The sequence below is a fragment of the Nocardia sp. NPDC057663 genome, from assembly GCF_042799895.1.
GTDB lineage: Bacteria > Actinomycetota > Actinomycetes > Mycobacteriales > Mycobacteriaceae > Nocardia.
The window spans coordinates 448,130-466,525 of sequence record NZ_JBHVHX010000002.1; the positions used below are offsets into that span (position 1 = coordinate 448,130).

General features: G+C 68.1%; 17 protein-coding genes and 2 tRNA genes. 7 read left to right on the plus strand and 12 right to left on the minus strand.

Features of this window, described 5'->3' with window-relative positions:
- Positions 1–42 precede the first annotated feature (42 nt).
- Positions 43–1,038: an NAD(P)H-dependent glycerol-3-phosphate dehydrogenase gene (locus ACFVAV_RS06745; RefSeq protein WP_379031086.1), complete on the minus strand. Its 996-nt coding sequence runs from the start codon at positions 1,036–1,038 to the stop codon at positions 43–45.
- Between the two features lie 31 nt (positions 1,039–1,069).
- On the opposite strand from ACFVAV_RS06745, the gene cofC reads away from it, so the two are divergent.
- The 3 genes from cofC to ACFVAV_RS06760 all read left to right on the plus strand — a co-directional run bounded on the left by cofC (position 1,070) and on the right by ACFVAV_RS06760 (position 4,931).
- The gene (gene cofC, locus ACFVAV_RS06750; protein ID WP_379031088.1) at positions 1,070–1,750 is read left to right on the plus strand and encodes a 2-phospho-L-lactate guanylyltransferase; all 681 of its coding nucleotides are present in this window, start codon (positions 1,070–1,072) and stop codon (positions 1,748–1,750) included.
- A gap of 83 nt (positions 1,751–1,833) precedes the next feature.
- The gene (locus ACFVAV_RS06755; protein WP_379031091.1) at positions 1,834–3,990 is read left to right on the plus strand and encodes an RNA degradosome polyphosphate kinase; all 2,157 of its coding nucleotides are present in this window, start codon (positions 1,834–1,836) and stop codon (positions 3,988–3,990) included.
- 20 nt (positions 3,991–4,010) lie between these two features.
- Positions 4,011–4,931: an NUDIX domain-containing protein gene (locus tag ACFVAV_RS06760; RefSeq protein ID WP_379031094.1), complete on the plus strand. Its 921-nt coding sequence runs from the start codon at positions 4,011–4,013 to the stop codon at positions 4,929–4,931.
- 121 nt (positions 4,932–5,052) lie between these two features.
- Here ACFVAV_RS06760 and ACFVAV_RS06765 read toward each other — a convergent pair whose 3' ends face one another.
- From ACFVAV_RS06765 to leuC, 3 genes are all read right to left on the minus strand, one after another.
- Positions 5,053–5,709, minus strand: a complete 657-nt coding sequence (locus ACFVAV_RS06765; protein WP_189024485.1) for an HU family DNA-binding protein — start codon at positions 5,707–5,709, stop codon at positions 5,053–5,055.
- Between the two features lie 156 nt (positions 5,710–5,865).
- The gene (gene leuD, locus ACFVAV_RS06770) at positions 5,866–6,474 is read right to left on the minus strand and encodes a 3-isopropylmalate dehydratase small subunit (RefSeq protein ID WP_379031098.1); all 609 of its coding nucleotides are present in this window, start codon (positions 6,472–6,474) and stop codon (positions 5,866–5,868) included.
- 34 nt (positions 6,475–6,508) lie between these two features.
- Positions 6,509–7,933: a 3-isopropylmalate dehydratase large subunit gene (leuC, locus tag ACFVAV_RS06775; RefSeq protein ID WP_379031101.1), complete on the minus strand. Its 1,425-nt coding sequence runs from the start codon at positions 7,931–7,933 to the stop codon at positions 6,509–6,511.
- A 63-nt stretch (positions 7,934–7,996) separates the two neighbouring features.
- Here leuC and ACFVAV_RS06780 point away from each other — a divergent pair, with 63 nt between their 5' ends.
- Positions 7,997–8,698, plus strand: coding sequence for an IclR family transcriptional regulator (locus tag ACFVAV_RS06780; RefSeq protein ID WP_379031104.1), 702 nt, complete (start codon positions 7,997–7,999; stop codon positions 8,696–8,698).
- A gap of 46 nt (positions 8,699–8,744) precedes the next feature.
- Here ACFVAV_RS06780 and ACFVAV_RS06785 read toward each other — a convergent pair.
- From ACFVAV_RS06785 to ACFVAV_RS06800, 4 genes are all read right to left on the minus strand, one after another.
- Positions 8,745–8,817 (minus strand) — tRNA-Glu (locus ACFVAV_RS06785).
- Positions 8,818–8,845: 28 nt separating this feature from the next.
- A tRNA-Gln gene (locus tag ACFVAV_RS06790) sits at positions 8,846–8,917 on the minus strand.
- Positions 8,918–9,104: 187 nt separating this feature from the next.
- Complete coding sequence (gene gltX / locus ACFVAV_RS06795; protein WP_379031106.1) at positions 9,105–10,580, minus strand: glutamate--tRNA ligase; 1,476 nt, start codon at positions 10,578–10,580, stop codon at positions 9,105–9,107.
- 18 nt (positions 10,581–10,598) lie between these two features.
- Positions 10,599–11,372: a fumarylacetoacetate hydrolase family protein gene (locus ACFVAV_RS06800; RefSeq protein WP_379031109.1), complete on the minus strand. Its 774-nt coding sequence runs from the start codon at positions 11,370–11,372 to the stop codon at positions 10,599–10,601.
- A 305-nt stretch (positions 11,373–11,677) separates the two neighbouring features.
- Between ACFVAV_RS06800 and ACFVAV_RS06805 the strand changes: the two genes are divergently transcribed.
- Positions 11,678–12,862: an MFS transporter gene (locus ACFVAV_RS06805; RefSeq protein WP_379031819.1), complete on the plus strand. Its 1,185-nt coding sequence runs from the start codon at positions 11,678–11,680 to the stop codon at positions 12,860–12,862.
- Positions 12,863–12,939: 77 nt separating this feature from the next.
- On the opposite strand, the gene ACFVAV_RS06810 is transcribed toward ACFVAV_RS06805, so the two are convergent.
- Together ACFVAV_RS06810 and serA are read right to left on the minus strand one after the other, a co-directional pair.
- The gene (locus ACFVAV_RS06810; protein ID WP_379031112.1) at positions 12,940–13,947 is read right to left on the minus strand and encodes a 3-isopropylmalate dehydrogenase; all 1,008 of its coding nucleotides are present in this window, start codon (positions 13,945–13,947) and stop codon (positions 12,940–12,942) included.
- Between the two features lie 118 nt (positions 13,948–14,065).
- Complete coding sequence (gene serA / locus ACFVAV_RS06815; protein WP_379031114.1) at positions 14,066–15,664, minus strand: phosphoglycerate dehydrogenase; 1,599 nt, start codon at positions 15,662–15,664, stop codon at positions 14,066–14,068.
- 132 nt (positions 15,665–15,796) lie between these two features.
- Here serA and ACFVAV_RS06820 point away from each other — a divergent pair, with 132 nt between their 5' ends.
- Entirely contained in the window at positions 15,797–16,606 is an 810-nt protein-coding gene (locus ACFVAV_RS06820; RefSeq protein WP_379031117.1) for a DNA polymerase beta superfamily protein, read from the plus strand.
- 59 nt (positions 16,607–16,665) lie between these two features.
- Here ACFVAV_RS06820 and ACFVAV_RS06825 read toward each other — a convergent pair whose 3' ends face one another.
- Positions 16,666–16,869: a cold-shock protein gene (locus tag ACFVAV_RS06825; RefSeq protein WP_014987157.1), complete on the minus strand. Its 204-nt coding sequence runs from the start codon at positions 16,867–16,869 to the stop codon at positions 16,666–16,668.
- 396 nt (positions 16,870–17,265) lie between these two features.
- On the opposite strand from ACFVAV_RS06825, the gene ACFVAV_RS06830 reads away from it, so the two are divergent.
- The gene (locus tag ACFVAV_RS06830; RefSeq protein WP_379031120.1) at positions 17,266–18,048 is read left to right on the plus strand and encodes an MHYT domain-containing protein; all 783 of its coding nucleotides are present in this window, start codon (positions 17,266–17,268) and stop codon (positions 18,046–18,048) included.
- A gap of 3 nt (positions 18,049–18,051) precedes the next feature.
- Here ACFVAV_RS06830 and ACFVAV_RS06835 read toward each other — a convergent pair whose 3' ends face one another.
- Positions 18,052–18,255, minus strand: coding sequence for a cold-shock protein (locus ACFVAV_RS06835; protein WP_379031122.1), 204 nt, complete (start codon positions 18,253–18,255; stop codon positions 18,052–18,054).
- Positions 18,256–18,396 lie beyond the last annotated feature (141 nt).

Below are 18,396 nucleotides of genomic sequence, written 5' to 3' on the forward strand. Positions count from 1 at the left end.
AACGTCACCGTAACCGTTTGACCGTTTCGCGGCGCTATCGCCCTACTCGGGTTTGATCCGCCTGCCGAGCAGACTGTCGACCGCCTCGCGCACCGAAAGCCCCTCGTGACACACCCGGTGCACCGCGTCGGTCAGCGGCATCTCCACCTGATGCGCGGCGGCCAGCGCCCGCACCGATGTGCACGACTTCACACCTTCGGCGACCTGCCCATTGGTCGCTTCCTGCGCGGCCTGCATCGACCCGCCCGCGCCGAGCACATGGCCGAAGGACCGGTTACGCGACAGCGGCGACGTACAGGTAGCCACGAGATCGCCGACGCCGGCGAGCCCGGCCAGGGTGACCGGCTGCGCCCCGAGCGCGACCCCGAGCCGGATGACCTCGGCCAGCCCGCGGGTGATCAGGCTGGCGACGGTGTTGTCGCCCAGCCCCATCCCCGACGCGATGCCACAGGCCAGCGCGATGACGTTCTTGCACGCGCCACCGATCTCGCAGCCGATCACATCGGTGTTCGTGTACGGCCGGAAGTACCCGGTGGCGCAGGCCCGCTGCGCCACCCCGGCGCGCTCGGTGTCGGTGCACGCGATCACCGTCGCCGCGGGCTGACGTTGCGCGATCTCACCCGCCAGGTTCGGCCCCGACAGCACCGCGATCCGTCCCGGCTCGGCCCCGGTCACCTCCGCGATCACCTGACTCATCCGCAGCAGCGTGCCGGTCTCGATGCCCTTGGCGAGGCTGAGCAGGGTGGCGTCGGGGTCGATATCGCCCTTCCACCGGTCCAGGTTCGCGCGCAGCGACTGCGACGGCACGGCGAGCACGACCAGGTCGGCGCCGTCGAGCGCGGCCAGGTGGTCGTCGGTGGCCCGCACCGGCGGCAACTGCACGCCGGGCAGGTAGAACGGATTGCGGTGCTCGGTGTCGAGCGCCCGCGCCACCTCAGCTCGTCGTGCCCAGATCGTGACATCGGTCCCCGCCTCTGCCAACACCTTCGCGAACGCGGTGCCCCACGACCCCGCACCCATTACCGCCGCCCTCGTCATCAGCTCAATATGCCATGTAAGGATTGTCGACATGCGTCCGCACACCGTGCACGCCGTGATGGCGGTCAAGCACATCGATCGGGCCAAGAGCAGGCTGGCCGACGTGCTGACTCCCGAGCAGCGCGGGCAGCTCGTGCTGGCCATGTTCACCGACACCGTCGTGGCCGCGACCACCGTGCCCGAGGTGCTGTCGCTGACCGTCGTCACGCCCGATCCACTCGTCGCGGCGCGCGCCCGCGAGCTCGGCGCGCACGTGCTCGACGAGCCTGCGGGCGCGGACGATCCGCTCAACACCGCCCTGGCCGCGGGCGCCGCCGAGGTGCGCGACCGGCACGGCCCGGCCCATCTGCTGGCGCTGCAGGCCGACCTCCCGGCCCTGCGCCCGGCCGAACTCGCCGATCTGCTCACGGTCGCGCCCGACGGGATTCGCTCGGTCGTGATCGATCACACCGGCACCGGCACCGCGGCATTACTGGTCCGCGACACCACGGCGGCCCTGGCACCGCGCTTCGGCGCCGACTCCGCCCGGGCCCACCGCGACGGCGGCGCACACCCCCTCATGGGGCACTGGCCCGGCCTGCGCTGCGACGTCGACACCCCCGCCGACCTCGATACCGTCCGCATGCTCGGAGTCGGCGCGCAGACCGCGCTCACGCTCCGCGAATTCGGGTTGCCCGCAAGGATCGGTGATCCCGTTCGCACCGTGTGCTAGATGGTCGCCGCCATCAGCTCACCTCGGGCCAACCGGTCGGTGTCATGCTGCGAACTGCCCGGTATGTGGGGGATGATTGATGCGTGAGCGACACGGAAACCATCAAGCAGCAGCCCCCGATTTCCCCGCCACCTGCGGCCGCCATCGCCTCGGGCGGTGACGCGACCTCGCAGCGATTGCCCCGGGATCGCTATCTCAACCGCGAACTGAGCTGGCTCGACTTCAACGCCCGGGTTCTCGCCCTGGCCGAGGACGCCTCCCTGCCGCTGCTCGAACGCGCCAAGTTCCTGGCGATTTTCGCCTCGAACCTCGACGAGTTCTACATGGTCCGGGTCGCCGGGCTCAAGCGTCGCGCCGAGACGGGATTGTCGGTCCGCTCCGCCGACGGCCGCTCACCGTCGGAACAGCTGGAGATGATCACCGCGCGCGCCCAGGAACTCGCCGAGCGCCACGCCAATGTCTTCCTCGACGATGTCGATCCGGCCCTGGCCACCGAGGGCATCGACATCATCGGCTGGGCCGACCTCGACGACGATGAGCGGCAGCGCCTTTCGGGCTACTTCACCGACCAGGTGTTTCCCGTGCTAACCCCGCTGGCCGTCGACCCGGCGCACCCGTTCCCGTACATCTCCGGCCTGAGCCTCAACCTCGCCGTGACGGTGAAGGACGCGGGCACCGGCGGCGAGCATTTCGCCCGTGTGAAGGTGCCCGACAACGTCGACCGGTTCGTCCGCGTCCGGCGCACCGCGGCGCCGTCGGCGATCGCGGCGTTCCTGCCGATGGAAGACCTCATCGCCGCGCACCTGGATCTGCTGTTCCCCGGTCTGACCGTGGTGGAGACGCATTCGTTCCGGATCACCCGCAACGCCGACTTCGAGGTCGACGAGGACCGCGACGAAGACCTGCTGCAGGCGATGGAACGCGAACTCGCCCGCCGCCGCTTCGGCAAGCCGGTGCGGCTCGAGGTCTCCGACGACATGACCGAGCACATGCTGGAGTTGCTACTACGTGAGTTAGAGGTCGACCCCGCCGACGTCATCCAGGTACCAGGACTGCTCGACCTGTCCTGCCTCTGGCAGGTCTACGGCGTCGACCGTCCCGATCTCAAGGACGCGCCCTACGTCCCGGCCACCCCGGCGGCCTTCGGCGAGCGCGAGACTCCGCGCAATGTCTTCGCCGCGCTGCGCGAGGGCGACGTGCTGGTGCACCACCCCTACGACTCGTTCTCCACCAGCGTGCAGCGCTTCATCGAGCAGGCGGCGGCCGACCCGCAGGTGCTCGCGATCAAGCAGACGCTGTACCGCACCTCCGGTGACTCCCCCATCATCAACGCGCTGATCGAGGCCGCCGAGGCGGGCAAGCAGGTCGTCGCGCTGGTCGAGATCAAGGCCCGCTTCGACGAGCAGGCCAACATCAAATGGGCCCGCGCGCTGGAGCAGGCGGGCGTGCACGTGGTCTACGGCCTCATCGGTCTCAAGACCCACTGCAAGACCTGCCTGGTGGTGCGCCGCGAGGGCTCGACCATCCGCCGCTACTGCCATATCGGCACCGGCAACTACAACCCGAAGACCGCGCGTCTGTACGAGGATGTCGGATTGTTCACGGCCGCACCGGAAATCGGCGCCGACCTGACCGACCTGTTCAATTCGCTGACCGGTTACTCCCGCAAGGAGGACTACCGCAATCTGATGGTCGCCCCGCTCGGCGTGCGGGCAGGCATCATCGAGCGGATCGACCGCGAGATCGAACTGGCCGGGCAGGGACTCGACGCGCGGATCCGGATCAAGGCCAACGCGATCGTCGACGAGCAGATCATCGACGCGCTCTACCGGGCGTCCCAGGCGGGCGTTCCGGTGCAGATCGTGGTGCGCGGCATCTGCGGCCTGCGCCCCGGTGTGCCGGGGCTGAGCGAGAACATCGAGGTGCGCTCGATCCTGGGCCGCTTCCTCGAGCACTCCCGATTGATCGAGTTCGGCGCGCAGGAGCAGACCTGGATCGGCAGCGCCGACATGATGCACCGCAACCTCGACCGCCGCGTCGAGGTCATGGTGCAGGTGAAGGATTCGCGGCTGATCGAACAACTCGCCACGGTGTTCGATTCGGCGCTGGACCCGATGACCCGCTGCTGGGTGCTCTGCCCCGACGGCACCTGGCAGGCCAGCCCGACCGCGGCCGACGCCAGCCAGGTGCGCGACCACCAGCAGTTCCTCATGCGTCTGCGTCGCCCCGATCAGCCGTGAGCAAGGGCGCACAGAATCCGATGCGTGATCCCAGGGTGCGGCCCAACATCCATGCCGCGGGCGCGGTCCTGTGGCGCCGCGGCGCCGCGGGGCCGGAGATCGCCGTGATCCACCGGCCCAAGTACGGCGACTGGTCGCTGCCCAAGGGCAAGCTCGACCCCGGCGAGACCCCGGTTGTCGCCGCGGTCCGCGAGGTCGGCGAGGAAACCGGTCTGCCGTGCACGCTCGGGCGCTATCTCGGGCACGTCACCTATCCGATCCCCGGCCATCGTCAGCTCAAGCGGGTCGACTACTGGGCGGCCGAAGCCGCGGCGGGCGAGTTCGCGGTCAACGCCGAAGTCGACCAGCTGCGCTGGTTCCCGCTCGACCAGGTGATGGATCAGCTGTCGTATCCGATGGACCGTCAGGTCGTGCGGATGTTCGCCCGGCTGCCCGCGGCGACGAACACGGTGCTGCTGGTGCGCCACGGCAAGGCGGGCAAGCGCGCGCGCTTCGACGGACCCGACGAGTCGCGCCCGCTCGAGCCCGCGGGCGAGCAGCAGGCGAAGGCATTGACACCGAATCTGCTGGCGTTCGGCGCATCCGAGATCCATTCGGCCGATCCGCTGCGCTGTATCCAAACCGTGACACCGTTGGCGGAACAGTTGAACGCCGAAATCAATTGCGAGCCAATGTTTTCCGAGCAAGGTTACGATTCAGCGAAAAGCACCGCGCGGCAACGATTTCTGTCTTTGGTAACGGATCGGGGTGTCCCGGTGGTGTGCAGTCAGGGCGGGGTGATTCCCGATCTGGTGCAGTGGCTCGCCGAGCGCAGCGAGCTCACGCTGCCGCCTGCCCGCAATCGCAAGGGCAGCGTCTGGGCATTGTCGTTCGTCGGGGACCGATTGGTCGCCGCCGACCATATGGACCGGTCGCTGTCGACGGGCATCGTCACCGCCTGAGTACCGGCCTGAGCCCCTCAAACAGCCGAAACGGCCCCGGATTCCCGGGGCCGTTCTCGGTCCAGTGGTGGGTGATGCGGCCTACGTGCACATTCCCCGACCCGATCCCGCTGCGGCGGGATCAACGAGCACGACGGGTGGCTGTCTTCTTCGCAGCAGTCTTCTTCGCGGGGGCCTTCTTGGCGGCCGTGGTCTTGGCGGCGGTGGTCTTCTTGGCCGCCGTGACCTTCTTCGCGGGCGCCTTCTTGGCCGCAGTCACTTTCTTTGCCGCCGTGGTCTTCTTGGCGGCGGTGGTCTTCTTCGCTGCCGCCGTCGTGGTCTTCTTGGCGGCGGGTGCCTTCGTGGCTGCCTTACGGGCGGTGGTCTTGGCCGGACCCTTCGACGGCGTCGCCTTCTTGGCGGCGGTCTTCTTGGCCGCCGTCTTCTTGGCTGCCGCCTTCTTCGCCGCCACCGGGGCGTTCACGCCACGCTTGACGGCGGGGCCCGACGCGGCCAGCTTCTGCTTGCCGGCGATCACCGCCTTGAACTGAGCGCCCGGCCGGAAGGCAGGCACCGAAGTCGCCTTCACCTTCACGGTTTCACCGGTACGCGGGTTACGGGCAACCCTGGGGGCACGCTTGCGCTGTTCGAACACACCGAATCCGGTGATGGTGACGCTTTGACCTTTGTGCACGGCACGGACGATGGTGTCGACCACGTTCTCGACAGCCGCAGTAGCCGTGCGCCTGTCCGTACCCAACTTTTCGGTCAGAACGTCGATCAGTTCCGCCTTGTTCATTGAATCCTCCGCAGACTAATGGCCCGTCGTCGGACCGACTAGGTACCACGGTAAACCCAGTTTGAGCAAGAGTCTATGTGCCACGCCAAAATTCATGTGGTTTAGCACACGTCCAGCTACCGCCCCCAGGGATGCGCCGCCAATCGTCCCCGGTGATTACGCTTGCGAAATAGGCTCCGGCAGCGTCACGGGTTTCCATGACGGCCTTCCCTTTTCGAAGTCGCCGATGACGTCGGCCTGGCGCAGGGTCAGGCCGATGTCGTCCAAACCCTCCAGCAGACGCCACCTGGTGTAGTCGTCAATATCGAACGGCAACACGACGGTTCCCGCCGTCACGGTGCGCGCGGTCAGGTCGACAACCAATTCCAGGCCGGGCTGTTCCTCGATCAGCTTCCACAGCATTTCGACATCGTTCTGTGACATCTGCGCGGCCAACAGGCCGCCCTTGCCCGCATTCCCGCGGAAGATGTCGGCGAAACGCGACGAGATGACCACCCGAAAGCCGTAGTCCGACAGCGCCCACACCGCGTGCTCACGCGAGGAACCGGTGCCGAAATCCGGTCCGGCCACCAGAACACTGCCCTGACGGTAGGGCTCGGTGTTCAGAATGAAGTCCGGATCGGCCCGCCAACCGGCGAACAGGCCGTCCTCGAAACCCGTACGGGTCACCCGCTTCAGGTAAACGGCGGGGATGATCTGGTCGGTGTCGACATTGGACCGGCGCAGCGGGACCCCGATGCCTTTGTGAACAGTGAAGGCTTCCATAACGATTCTCCTTCGATCGTGGTGGTCGGGGCGGTCAGGCCAGATCGGCGGGCGAGGACAGGGTTCCGCGGACCGCGGTAGCGGCGGCCACCAGCGGCGAGACCAGGTGGGTACGGCCACCCTTACCCTGCCTGCCTTCGAAATTGCGGTTCGACGTGGACGCGCACCGCTGGCCCGGCTCGAGCTGATCGGGATTCATGCCGAGGCACATCGAGCAGCCCGCCTGGCGCCATTCCGCGCCCGCGGCGGTGAAAATCTCGCCGAGTCCTTCTTTTTCCGCCTGTGCGCGCACCTTCATCGACCCGGGTACGACCAGCATTCGCACGCCGTCGGCGACGTGGCGGCCCTTCAAAACATCGGCGACGGCACGCAAATCCTCGATCCGGCCGTTGGTGCAGGAACCGACGAATACGGTGTCGACACTCACCGCCCGCAGCGGCATTCCCGGCGTCAGGTCCATGTAGCGCAACGCCTTCTCGGCGGCGTCGCGCTCGTTCTCGTCGGCGATCTGGGCCGGATCCGGCACATTCGCGCCCAGCGGCAGGCCCTGACCGGGGTTGGTGCCCCAGGTGACGAACGGGGACAGCGCGGAGGCGTCGATATGGACCTCGGCGTCGAAAACCGCGCCCTCGTCGGTCTTCAGCGCCTCCCAGGCGGCCACCGCGGCGTCCCAGTCGGCACCCTGCGGCGCGTGCGGGCGGCCCTTCAGGAATTCGTAGGTCACCGCGTCGGGGGCGATCATGCCGGCCCGTGCGCCCGCCTCGATGGACATGTTGCAGATCGTCATCCGCGCTTCCATCGACAGCTTGCGAATCGCCTCGCCGCGATACTCCAGCACATAACCCTGGCCGCCGCCGGTGCCGATCTGCGCGATCACGGCCAGGATCAGGTCCTTGCTCGTGACGCCGGGCGCCAATTCGCCGTCGACGGTGATGGCCATCGTCTTGAACGGGCGCAGCGACAGCGTCTGGGTGGCGAGCACGTGCTCGACCTCGCTGGTGCCGATACCCATGGCCAGCGCGCCGAACGCGCCGTGGGTGGAGGTGTGGCTGTCGCCGCACACCACGGTCATACCCGGCTGGGTCAGGCCCAGCTGCGGGCCGACCACGTGCACGATGCCCTGCTCCACGTCGCCCATCGGGTGCAGGCGGACGCCGAACTCCGCGCAGTTGCGGCGCAGCGTCTCCACCTGGGTGCGCGAGATCGGGTCAGCGATCGGCTTGTCGATGTCGGTGGTGGGGACGTTGTGGTCCTCGGTGGCGATGGTGAGATCGGGGCGGCGCACCGGCCTGCCCGCCGCCCGTAGCCCGTCGAAGGCCTGCGGACTGGTCACCTCGTGCACGAGGTGGAGATCGATGTAGATCAGGTCGGGTTCACGGGAGGAACCTTCGCCGGCACCGGTAGTGACGACGTGCTGTTCCCACACCTTCTCGGCCAGTGTGCGGGCGCGCTCGGCCATGGCTTGATCACCTTTCGACGGGCATACTTGGTATCTCAACATATGAGACGTTAGTATCGTTCTATGAGACAGCATAGCGGTATCGGGGTCCTGGACAAAGCCGTGGCGGTGCTCTACGCCGTCGCGGATGAGCCATGCGGTCTCAACGACCTGTGCACCCGCACCGGCCTGCCCCGCGCCACGGCGCACCGGCTGGCGGTCGGGCTGGAGACGCACCGGCTGCTGGCACGTGACGGCAACGGGCTGTGGCGTCCGGGCCCCGCGCTCACCGAACTGTCGGCGGGGGCCGCCGATCCACTGGTGGAGGCCGCAGGGTCCATTCTGCCCCGTCTGCGGGAGATCACCGGCGAGAGTGTCCAGTTGTACTGCCGTGACGGGCACGCGCGCGTCTGCGTGGCCGCGCTGGAGCCGCCCGTCGGCCTGCGCGACACCGTCCCGGTCGGCTCCCGGCTCCCGCTCACCGCGGGCTCGGCGGCCAAGGTGCTGCTGGCGTGGGCCGATCCGGAACTGCAGCGCACGGTCCTGGCCGACGCGGTGTTCGGCGATCGCGCGCTGGCCGAGGTCCGTAAGCGGGGGTGGGCGCAGAGCGCCGCCGAACGCGCACAGGGCGTCGCGAGCGTGTCGGCGCCGGTGCGCGACGCCGCGGGCGTCGTGGTGGCGGCGGTCTCGGTCTCGGGACCGATCGACCGGATGGGCAGGCGACCGGGTGCGCGCTGGGCCGCCGATCTGGTCGCCGCCGCCGAGGCACTGCACAAGCGGTTGTAAAACGAAGAAGAACCCCCGGCCGAATTCGACCGGGGGTCTTTCTTTGTAGCCCCGACGGGATTTGAACCCGCGCTACCGCCTTGAGAGGGCGGCGTCCTAGGCCGCTAGACGACGGGGCCAGGACGATCTCACCGAAGTGAAACCTTGCTGGGGTACCAGGACTCGAACCTAGAATGGCTGAACCAGAATCAGCTGTGTTGCCAATTACACCATACCCCAAGGATGGAAACGCTCAGCCTCCGTCTCACCGGCTGGTTGTCGGTGTTGCGAGGCCGTGTTCCGCGGCGAGAAGAAGATTACCAAACACCAGGGGGTAAACTACAAATCGCCTGGTCAGAGGCCTATTTTTGGCCGTTTTGACCTTTCCGGAGCGGATGCGGGCCGCCCGCATCCGCTCCGGACGCACTCACTGCGCGGCGGGCGCCCAGCCACGCGCGGCACGCAGCCGGTCGAGCGAGACCTCACGGCCCAGCAGTTCCATCGACTCGTACAGCGGCGGGCTGATGTGCGAACCCGTCACCGCGACGCGCACCGGCGCGAACGCCTTACGCGGCTTGAGCCCCAGATCGTCGATCAGCGCCTTCTTCAGCGCCTCTTCCAGGGCGGGCGTGGTCCACTCGGCCAGCGGCTCCACAGCGGCGAGCGCGGCGTCGAGCACCGGATCGGCCTCGGCGCCCAGGTTCTTGCCGCCCGCGGCCTGGTCGATCGCGAACTCCGCGGGCTCGACGAACAGGAACTTCAGCAGGTCCCACGCGTCGCCGAGGACGACGATGCGGGTCTGCACGAGTTCGGCCGCGGCGAGGAACGCCTTCTCGTCGATTTCGGCACCGATATGACCCTGCGCGGTCAGGTACTCGCGCAAACGGTGGCCGAAATCACCCGGCTCGAGCAAACGAATCTGCTCGGCATTGATGGCGTCGGCTTTCTTCTGGTCGAAACGGGCCGGATTCGAATTCACCGTCGAAATGTCGAATGCCGCCACCATCTCCGCCATGGAGAACACATCGCGATCCTCGGCGATACTCCAGCCGAGCAGGGCCAGGTAATTCAGCAAACCCTCGGGGATGAATCCGCGATCGCGGTGGACGAACAGATTCGATTCGGGGTCTCGCTTGGACAGTTTCTTGTTGCCCTGGCCCATCACGAACGGCAGATGACCGAACTCCGGGGTGAACTCCGCGACCCCGATACGCTGCAGCGCGGCATACAACGCGAGCTGGCGCGGCGTCGAGGACAACAGGTCCTCGCCACGCAGCACATGGGTGATCTTCATCAACGCGTCGTCGACCGGATTCACCAGTGTGTAGAGCGGATCGCCACTGCCACGCGTCAGCGCGAAGTCGGGCACGGTACCGGCCTTGAAAGTGGTTTCCCCGCGCACGAGATCGTTCCAGCTGAGATCTTCGGCCGGCATCCGCAACCGGATCACCGCCGGCCGTCCCTCGGCCTTGTAGGCCGCGATCTGCTCGGCGGTCAGGTCGCGGTCGAAATTGTCATAGCCCAATTTCGGATCACGACCGGCCGCGCGATGCCGCGCCTCGACCTCGTCCGGCGTCGAGAAGGATTCGTAGGCCTCGCCCGCCTCGACCAGCTTGCGCACGATCTCGAGGTGCTGATCACGGCGCAGCGACTGCCGGTACGGCTCGTAGGGGCCGCCGACCTCGGGGCCCTCGTCCCAGGTCAGGCCGAGCCAGCGCAGCGCGTCGAGGATCGCCCGGTAGGAATCCTCGGAATCGCGTGCGGCGTCGGTGTCTTCGATGCGGAAGACGAAGCTTCCGCCGTGGTGGCGCGCGTACGCCCAGTTGAACAGCGCCGTGCGGATCAGGCCGACGTGCGGCGTGCCGGTCGGCGACGGGCAGAAACGGACCCGTACTTCAGTCATGACTCTCTCTCCGCGGTATCAGCGCTTGGTGGCAACAGGATTGGTGAGGGTGCCGATGCCCTCGACGGTGACCGACACGTTCTGCCCGGCCTGCAACGGGCCGACGCCTTCCGGTGTGCCGGTGAGGATCACGTCACCGGGCAGCAGGGTCATCACGGTCGACACCCATTCGACGATCTTGGGGATGTCGTGCAGGAACAGCGACGTGCGGCTGCGCTGGCGGACCTCGCCCTCGACCTCGGTGACGATCTCCAGATCGCTTGGATCCAGCGCGGTTTCGATCCACGGGCCGAGCGGGCAGAACGTGTCGTAACCCTTGCCCCTGGTCCACTGCCCGTCGTGGCGCTGCTGGTCGCGGGCGGTGACATCGTTGGCGACGGTGTAGCCCAGGATGACCTCGGCGGCCTTGGCCGCGGGCACGTCCTTGCACGGACGGCCGATGACCACGGCCAGCTCGCCCTCGTAGTCGACCTGAGAAGAGCTGGGCGGCAGGATGATCGGCGCGTTCGGGCCGACGATCGCGGTGTTCGGTTTCAGGAAGATGACCGGGTCGGCCGGCGCCTCGCCGCCCATTTCGGCCGCATGAGCGGCGTAATTCTTGCCGATGCAGATCACCTTGCTCGCCAGGATCGGCGCCAGCAGGCGGACATCGGCCAGCGGCCAGCTCCGCCCGGTGAACGTCGGCGAGCCGAACGGGTGTTCGGCGATCTCCTTGGCGGTGGCATCGCTGCCGTCACCTTCGATGCTGACGAACGCGACTCCATCGGGACTGGCAACTCGACCTAAGCGCATGCCCCGGAGTCTATCGAGACACGCCCACCTGCCCGAACGCGCCCGGGATGCGGCACGCGACCGGTGATGCGCCCGTGGGCTGAGTGCGAGAAAGATCACACCGATGTCATTCGAAGCCGCTGCCCGCCTACATGATTCGCCATCCACACCGCGGGCACCGGCTGTGATCTGTCAGACACCGAATCGGGGGGCGCCATTCAACGGTCACGGGTGTACCGTGAATCCAGATGTTCACAACATGAGACATCAATCTCAAATATTGAGATGCAATCGTGCAACCCGGCGAGGTGAGAATCGTGACAGAGGTGCGGCCGACGGCCGAAGTGACCCGGATCAGCGACGGCAGACGCTGGCTGATGCTCGCCCTCGGCGTGTTCGCGCAGACCTCGAGCTCGATCTTCATCCACGGCACCCCGTTCCTGCTGCCCGCGCTCACCGCCCGCGGCGATTCCCTGTTCGCCGCGGGCGCGCTGGTCGCCCTGCCGACCGTCGGCCTGGTGTGCACGCTGATCGCGTGGGGCTATGTCGTCGACCGGATCGGCGAACGGATCGTGCTGGTCGCGGGCACCGCGCTGATGTTCGTCGCCGGCGTGGCCGCCGCGCTGGTGGACAACCCGATCGCGTTCGGCGCGCTGCTGTTCCTGGGTGGCGTCGGCGCGGCCAGCTCCAACGGCGCGAGCGGCCGGGTGATCGTCGGCTGGTTCCCGCCCGACCGGCGCGGCCTGGCCATGGGCATCCGCCAGACCGCCCAGCCGCTGGGCGTCGGCCTGGCCGCGCTGAGCATTCCGTGGGTCGCCGCACACCACGGCATCCCCGCCGCCCTGCTGGTCCCCGCGCTGATGGCCGGTGTCGCGGCGGTCGGTTGCCTGGCCGGCATCGTCGACCCGCCCCGCCCGCCCGCCAAGTCCGCCGACCGCGCCAACCCCTACCGCGGCGATTCCACCCTGTGGCGCATCCACGCCGTGTCGATCCTGCTGGTCTTCCCGCAGGCCACCCTGTGGACCTTCGCCCTGCTGTGGTTGCACCGCGACCTGGGCTGGTCGCTGGCGGCCGCGGGCGCGCTGATGACGGTCACCCAGTTCCTGGGCGCCGCAGGACGAATCGGTGCGGGCGCCTGGTCCGACCGGGTCGGCAGCCGCCTGGGCCCGCTGCGCCAGGTGGCCGTCGCCGCCGTCGTCGTGATGGCGGCCCTGACCGTCACCGCCTGGACCGGCTGGTGGTGGCTGGCCGTCCCGCTGATGGTCGCCGCCTCGGTGATCTCGGTGTCGGACAACGGCTTGGCGTTCACCGCCGTCGCCGAGATCGCGGGCCCGTTCTGGAGCGGCCGCGGTCTGGGCGTCCAGAACACCGGCCAGAACCTCGCCATCGCCGCCGTCCCACCGGTTTTCGGCTTGCTGATCACCGCCACCGGCTTCTCCGCGGCCTTCGCCGTGGCCGCGATCGCCGCTGCGGCCGCGATTCCGCTGGTGCCGAGGGCAGGGGGAAAGTAGCTGCGCCGCAGCATGTTTCGAATAGCAAAGGCCCGCTCCGGTTCGCACCGGGGCGGGCCTTCAGCGATTCGGCGTCCTCAGACGATGGCGGCGATCCGGTCGCCCACCTCGACGGTGGAGGCGGTGCCGGTGCGCGAGGCCAGGTCCTTGGCGACGGCGGACTCGATGCGCGCCGCGCCCTCGGTGTTGCCGAGGTGGTTGAGCAGCAGCGAGACCGACAGGATGGCGGCGGTCGGGTCGGCCTTGGACTGGCCCGCGATGTCGGGGGCGCTGCCGTGGACCGGCTCGAACATCGACGGGTTCACGCCGGAGGCGTCGATGTTGCCCGAGGCGGCCAGGCCGATACCACCGCTGACGGCGGCGGCCAGGTCGGTGATGATGTCGCCGAACAGGTTGTCGGTGACGATCACGTCGAAGCGGCCCGGATCGGTCACCATGTGGATGGTGGCGGCGTCGATGTGCTGGTAGGCGGTCTGCACCTCGGGGAACTCGGCGGCGACCTCGTTCACGGTGCGCTGCCACAGCGAACCGGCGAAGGTGAGCACGTTGTTCTTGTGCACCAGGGTCAGGTGCTTGCGGCGGGCCTGCGCGGTGGCGAAGGCGTAGCGGACCACGCGCTCGATGCCGAAGCGGGTGTTGGTGGACACCTCGGTCGCGACCTCGTGCGGGGTCTCGACGCGGATCGCGCCACCGGTGCCGGTGTACGGGCCCTCGGTGCCCTCACGCACGACCACGAAGTCGATGTCGGGGTTGCCGGCCAGCGGACTGGTGACACCGGGGTACAGCCGCGACGGACGCAGGTTCACGTGGTGATCCAGCGCGAAGCGGGTCTTGAGCAGCAGACCACGCTCGAGCACGCCGCTGGGCACCGACGGGTCACCGATGGCGCCGAGCAGGATCGCGTCGTGCTGCTTGAGCTCGGGCAGCACCGACTCCGGCAGGATCTCGCCGGTGCGGTGGTAGCGGGCCGCGCCCAGGTCGTATTCGGTCTTCTCGACACCGGGGGTCACCACGTCGAGCACCTTGAGCGCCTCGGCGATGACCTCGGGACCGATGCCGTCACCGGCGATGACTGCGAGTTTCATGAACAAGCTCCGTTCGAAGTCGGGGCGGATCGTGCCGCGCCGGGGATACAGGTGCGCGCCGCCACCGTGGGGTGACGGCGCGCAGCTGCCGATGTCCCGGAGACCGGGACGTCACAACTCAGGCCAGGTCGACCAGGACGACCTTGGCGGCGCCGACGGCCTCGGCGATCGCGGTCTGCACCTCGGCGGACACCTCGCGGTTGACGCGCAGGACCACGGTGGCGCCCTCGGCGTCCACGTCCTGGCTCAGCTGCGCGGCCAGGATGTCGATCTCGGCCTCGCCCAGCTTGGTGCCGATCTTGCCCAGCGCGCCCGGCTTGTCACCGTAGTTCAGCACGGCCAGGTTCAGGCCCTCGGCGCGCATGTCGTAGTTGCGGCCGTTGATGTTGACGATCTTGTCGACCAGGTTCGGCTCGGTCAGCGTGCCCGCGACGTTCAGGGTCGAACCGTCGCCGAACACGGCGCGCAGGTCGACGACGCTGCGGTGGTTCGGGCTCTCGGTGGCGGTGGTGACCTCGGCGGTGATGCCACGCTCCTTGGCCAGCGCGGGCGCGTTGACGAAGGTGACCTGGTCCTCGACCAGCGCCGAGAACACGCCGCGCAGCGCGGACAGCTCCAGCACGGCGACGTCCTGCGAGGCGAGCTCGCCGCGCACCTGCACCTCGACGCTGACGGGCAGCTCGCTGGCGATGGCGCCGAGCAGGTGCCCCTGCTTGCGCACGACGTCCAGCCACGGCGCGACGACATCGTTCACGGCGCCACCGGTGACGTTCACCGCACCCGGCACGAACTCACCGGCCAGCGCCAGCAGCACCGACTTGGCGACATCGGTGCCCGCGCGGTCCTGGGCCTCGGCGGTGGAGGCGCCCAGGTGCGGGGTCACGACGACCTCGGGCAGGTCGAACAGCGGGCTGTCGGTGCACGGCTCGGTCTCGAACACGTCCAGACCGGCGGCGCGCACGTGGCCCGACTTGATGGCGTCGGCCAGCGCCTGCTCGTCGATCAGGCCACCGCGGGCGGCGTTGACGATGATGACGCCCGGCTTGGTCTTGGCCAGCGTCTCGGCGTTGAGCATGCCCTTGGTCTCGGGCGTCTTCGGCAGGTGGATCGAGATGAAGTCGGCGCGCTCGAGCACCTCCTCCAGGCTCAGCAGCTCGATGCCGAGCTGGGCGGCGCGAGCGGGCGAGGTGTAGGGGTCGTACGCGACGATCTTGGTCTCGAAGGCCGCCAGACGCTGCGCGAACAGCTGGCCGATGCGGCCGAGGCCGATGACGCCGACGGTCTTGCCGAGGATCTCGACACCGTTGAACTTGCTGCGCTTCCAGGTCTTCTCGCGCAGGGTCGCGTCGGCGGCCGGGATCTGGCGGGCCGCGGAGAGCAGCAGGGTGACGGCGTGCTCGGCGGCGGTGTGGATGTTGGAGGTCGGCGCGTTGACGACCATCACGCCACGCTCGGTGGCGGCAGGCACGTCGACGTTGTCGAGGCCGACGCCGGCACGGGCGACGATCTGGAGCTTCTTGCCCGCCTCGAGCACCTCGGCGTCGACGGTGGTCGCGGAGCGCACGAGCAGTGCGTCGGCCTCGGGGACCGCGGCGAGCAGCGCCGGGCGGTCGGGGCCGTCGACCCAGCGAACCTCGACACCGTCACCGAGCGCGTCGACGGTCGACTGGGCGAGCTTGTCGGCGATCAGAACTACAGGACGGCCTGCTTGGCTCACTGTGGGGTACTCCTGGGGAAGAGAGGGGTCGGCAGTTACCGCCGACCAGAATAGTCGGCGGAGTTCGGCTGCCCTTACCCCCCTGCCGAAAACCGGGTGAACCCTGGGTGTCGCGCCACTTACCATCACGCCATGTCATTGCGCACCGTCCCCGACTCGATGGATCCGGCCGTGGTGGCCGCCGTCGACGCCGAGCTCGACCGGGTGGCGGCCGAGCACCGCGTGTCCATCCGGCTGGCCATCGAAAGCGGCAGCCGCGCTTGGGGTTTCCCCTCGCCGGATTCCGATTACGACTGCCGGTTCGTCTATGTGGCGAGCCTGGAGACCTATCTGTCGCCGTGGTCGAGTCGCGATGTCATCGAGACGCCGCTGGTCGGGCTGCTCGATGTGAACGGCTGGGACCTGGCCAAGGCGCTGCGCCTGCTGGTGCAGGGCAACGCGGTGCTGGTCGAGTGGCTGATGTCACCGATCGTCTATCGCGGCGACGAGGCGTTCCGCGCGCGCCTGCGCGAGGTGGCCGGGGAAGTGGCCGATCGCGACCGGATCGCCCGGCACTATCTGCACCTGGGCGCGCGCCAGTGGGCGCTGTTCGAGCGCAACGGCGGCTTGAAGAAGGTGTTCTATTCGCTGCGCCCGGCGATGGCGCTGCGCTGGCTGCGCGAGCACCCCGGCGCCGCGGTGGCCCCGATGCACCTGCCGACCCTGCTCGGACAGTGCGAGCTGCCCGCCGACCTGGTCGCTTCGATCACCGAGCTGACGGCGCTCAAGTCGAAGACCAGGGAGATCGGCTCGGGCGAGCCGCCGCGATTGATCGCGAACTTCGTCAACGACGAGTTCGCCAGGGCGGCAGACGAGTTCACGACGCGCGGGCCGCGCGATCTGACGGCGGCGCGGGCGGTCACCGACGAGTTCTTCCGCGCGGAGGCACTGGCCCCCAGATAGCAGAAACTCCGCACCTGCTGGTGCGGAGCTTCACGTTCGTACGCTGGTCAAGCGCAGAATCAGAGGACGCGGACGTCCTGAGCCTGCGGGCCCTTCTGACCCTGACCGATCTCGAACTCCACACGCTGACCCTCGTCGAGGGAGCGGAAGCCCGAGCCGCTAACAGCCGAGTAGTGCACGAAGACGTCGGGTCCGCCGCCGTCCTGCGCGATGAAGCCGAAGCCCTTCTCGCTGTTGAACCACTTCACAATGCCCTGAGCCATTTCTAAACCTTCTGTAGACGAGCCAGGTCCTAATAGTCCGGTCCCGGTCTCGGCTTCAACAATGCCATGATCCGACGAATTCCTCCACACCCGAGCTCGCCGACTGTGAGGAAGCCAACGCCGCGATGCCGCCTGCCGGTGCTGTCACACAAGCGACCGGATGGATGCTCGGTGTATGCCGAGGTAGTTGCGGCAAGGATGCCGGATTCGATCGGCGCTCTCCCCCGAACCGACTGGCACGGTTCACCATCGACACCTCTACGCAACGACGCCAGGTCACCGTCAGCATCCCTAGACATTTTCAAGAAACCCAGTACGGCAAATTTCCTACCAGCGTATTTTCCGAGTTTGTGAGGGAGCGCACACCGCGCGGAGAATTCACGCAAGGAGTAGACAGTGCTGGACATCAACCATTTCACCTACGGCTGGGTGACCCCGCTGCTGGCGTATCTCATGTCGGTCCTCGGATCGATGCTGGCACTGCGTTGCATGGTTCGCTCGCGCGCATCGGGTAGTCACGGCGGCTGGCTCACCGCGGCCGCGATCGCACTCGGCGGGACCGGCATCTGGGTCATGCATTTCATCGCCATGCTCGGCTTTTCCGTCCACGGCGCGACCATCCGCTACAACGTCCCGATCACCTTGTTCAGCGCCGCGATCGCCATGGCCGTGGTGTGGCTCGGCCTGTCCATCGTCGTCCGCCGCAGCTGGGACAGCGCCGCACTGCCCGTGGGCGGCACGATCACCGGTCTCGGCGTCGGCGCGATGCACTATTCCGGCATGTACGCGATGAAGACCGACATCGAGATCGTCTACGACCCGTTCGTCGTCGCCGTCTCGATGGTCATCGCCGTCGTCGCGTCCACGGCCGCGCTCTGGTTCGCCCTGCACATCCGCGGCCTCATCGCCACCATCGGCGCCGCCCTGCTCATGGGTGTGGCCGTCTGCGGCATGCACTACACCGGCATGTTCTCGATGAGCGCGCACACCAGCGCCCACGTCGCCCACGCCTCCGGCGCCACCGCGACCCAGCTGCTCACCCCGCTGATCATCGGAATCAGCATGGTCACCATGGTGCTTCTCATGCAGGTCGGCATCACCGAAGCCGAGGACCCCAACCTGGCCCGCCCGGTGCACGGTCAGCGCGCGAGCCGGTTCTGGCCGAGCGGCCAGAACTGAGCCTCAGACGACCCGCACGTGGTGCGCTTCCGGCCCGCGCCGGGTCTCCCTGATCCCGAATTCCACCCGCTGACCGGCCCGTAGCGTGCGGAATCCGTCCCCGACCAGCTCGGTGTACTCCACGAACACCTCCGCCCCGCCCGCGTCGGGGGTGATGAACCCGAATCCCTTGCCGCTGTCGAACCAGCTCACGACGCCGCCCGGCATCAACCGACCTTCCGAATCATTTGCCTGACACGCTGATTCGCCTATGCTCCCATGCCCTGTCCCGCGACACGAAAGCCTCGGCGTCGTCACAGCCGTTCGGCGGCATCCGCGCTGGATAAACTCCAGGTAGGTCCGCTGGGG

Coding starts and splice junctions, on each gene's coding strand:
- ACFVAV_RS06745 (WP_379031086.1), bottom strand. CDS start 1,038: ATGACGAGGGCGGCGGTAATGGGTGCGGGGTCGTGGGGCACCGCGTTC.
- ACFVAV_RS06820 (WP_379031117.1), top strand. CDS start 15,797: ATGTCATTGCGCACCGTCCCCGACTCGATGGATCCGGCCGTGGTGGCC.
- cofC (WP_379031088.1), top strand. CDS start 1,070: ATGCGTCCGCACACCGTGCACGCCGTGATGGCGGTCAAGCACATCGAT.
- ACFVAV_RS06800 (WP_379031109.1), bottom strand. CDS start 11,372: ATGCGCTTAGGTCGAGTTGCCAGTCCCGATGGAGTCGCGTTCGTCAGC.
- ACFVAV_RS06810 (WP_379031112.1), bottom strand. CDS start 13,947: ATGAAACTCGCAGTCATCGCCGGTGACGGCATCGGTCCCGAGGTCATC.
- ACFVAV_RS06780 (WP_379031104.1), top strand. CDS start 7,997: ATGAGACAGCATAGCGGTATCGGGGTCCTGGACAAAGCCGTGGCGGTG.
- leuD (WP_379031098.1), bottom strand. CDS start 6,474: ATGGAAGCCTTCACTGTTCACAAAGGCATCGGGGTCCCGCTGCGCCGG.
- ACFVAV_RS06835 (WP_379031122.1), bottom strand. CDS start 18,255: ATGCCGGGCGGCGTCGTGAGCTGGTTCGACAGCGGCAAGGGATTCGGG.
- ACFVAV_RS06760 (WP_379031094.1), top strand. CDS start 4,011: ATGCGTGATCCCAGGGTGCGGCCCAACATCCATGCCGCGGGCGCGGTC.
- ACFVAV_RS06825 (WP_014987157.1), bottom strand. CDS start 16,869: ATGGCTCAGGGCATTGTGAAGTGGTTCAACAGCGAGAAGGGCTTCGGC.
- gltX (WP_379031106.1), bottom strand. CDS start 10,580: ATGACTGAAGTACGGGTCCGTTTCTGCCCGTCGCCGACCGGCACGCCG.
- ACFVAV_RS06765 (WP_189024485.1), bottom strand. CDS start 5,709: ATGAACAAGGCGGAACTGATCGACGTTCTGACCGAAAAGTTGGGTACG.
- leuC (WP_379031101.1), bottom strand. CDS start 7,933: ATGGCCGAGCGCGCCCGCACACTGGCCGAGAAGGTGTGGGAACAGCAC.